Annotated in this window: 2 protein-coding genes; both read left to right on the forward strand. The window is 71.3% G+C overall.

Going from position 1 to position 1,627, the window contains the following annotated elements; translation table 11 throughout:
- Positions 1–156 precede the first annotated feature (156 nt).
- Complete coding sequence (locus tag J7E68_RS16785) at positions 157–915, forward strand: TIM barrel protein (RefSeq protein WP_215174506.1); 759 nt, start codon at positions 157–159, stop codon at positions 913–915.
- 81 nt (positions 916–996) lie between these two features.
- The coding region (locus tag J7E68_RS16790; protein WP_215174508.1) for a LacI family DNA-binding transcriptional regulator at positions 997–1,627 on the forward strand (631 nt) is incomplete at its 3' end.

Here is a 1,627-nt window from a genome sequence, read left to right on the forward strand (position 1 = left end):
GGGAACCCGGGCCCGGGCCCGCGGGCCGACTCCCAGGGCCATCGGCAGGACCAACGCACAGTGGCAGGATCAGACACCGCTTCTGGTCCTGCATCCGTGCGTCTGTCCTGCAGGTGACACAGCAGGGAGAAAGGCCACCCCTGAGAGGATGACCCCATGACGAAGATCCGGCCGGGACTCTGTTCGGTGACCTTCCGGTCGCTCGACCCGTCGCAGGTCGTCGAACTGGCCGCGGATGCAGGCCTCGAGGTCATCGAATGGGGCGGCGACGTGCACGTGCCGCCGGGTGACGTCGACCGGGCAGCGCGGGTGGCAGAACTCACCGCGGATGCCGGGCTCGAGCCATGCTCCTACGGCTCGTACTTCCGCGCGAGCCCCGAAGAGCCGCTTACGCTCATCCTCGACAGCGCCGAGGCGCTCGGAGTCGATCGCGTGCGCGTGTGGGCAGGGTCGATCGGCTCGGACGAGGCATCGCCCGAGGTCTGGAACTCGACCATCTCGCGGCTGCGCGACGCGGCCGACGAGGCGGATGCTCGGGGCATGGGCCTCGCGCTCGAGTTCCATTCCGGCACGCTCGCCGATACGGCGCCCACCACGCTCCGCCTGCTCGACGAGGTGGGCAGCCGTGCGCTCAGCACCTACTGGCAACCCACGGTCGGCGCCGCGGTCGACACCGTTCTCGCCGAGTACCGCGCTCTCGCCGCACACACCGGTGCCGCACATGTCTTCTCCTGGTGGCCGACGCACGAGCGACTTCCGCTGCGGGCCAGGGATGCGCTGTGGACGCGCTTCTTCGGCGAGGCGCTGGCCGCCCCGCATCCACCGCGCGATGCGCTGCTCGAGTTCGTGCCCGGCGATGATCCGGCGCTGCTTCGCGGCGAGGCCGCGGCCCTGCGGTCGTACCTGTCGGCGTAGGCCGGCGATGCTCGGTCAGACGCGCCTCGCGGTGCTCTTCTTCGTCCCGATCTCCGCCGCCTCGCGCAGTATGCTCAGGGCATGAGTCAGCAGGAAAGCCCTTCCCGGGCGCGTCAGCCGCGCCATTCGCGCGGAGCCGCCCCGACCCTGCACGACGTCGCCCGTGAGGCCGGAGTCTCGCTGGCGACGGCATCCCGTGTTCTCAACGGATCCGAGCGCAAGGTCGCCGAGTCGTTCCGCGAGCGCGTCGAGCAGGCGGCCGCCGAGCTCGGCTACACCGCCAACGCCTCGGCTCAGGCCACCGCCCGTGGCAGTTCGCCCGTGATCGCGCTGCTCGTGGCCGACATCGCCGACCCGTACTTCGGTCTGATCGCGGCCGGTGTCGCCCGCGGTGCCGACGAGCAGGGTCTCGTGGTGACGATCGCGATCACCGAGCGCGACCCGGTGCGCGAGGCCCGCATCGTGCGCGCTCTGCGCGGACAGCGCCCCCAAGGACTCGTGCTCGCCGCCTCCCGCACGAAGGAGTCGGCTGACGCCGACACCGCACGCGAACTGGCCGAGTACGCCCGCTTCGGCGGACGCGTCGTCACGTTCGGTGCGGGCAGCGCAGAGAACCGACACGTCGAGATCGACAACCGGGCAGGCGCTGAGGCGCTGGGCCGCCGCATGGCATCACTCGGCTACCGGTCGGCGATCGCGATCGGTGCGGCCG

This window comes from Microbacterium sp. ISL-103 (assembly GCF_018613995.1).
Lineage (GTDB): Bacteria > Actinomycetota > Actinomycetes > Actinomycetales > Microbacteriaceae > Microbacterium.

What these genes read in the sequence shown, in the direction of transcription:
- J7E68_RS16785 (WP_215174506.1), top strand. Translation starts at nt 157, where the DNA reads ATGACGAAGATCCGGCCGGGACTCTGTTCGGTGACCTTCCGGTCGCTC.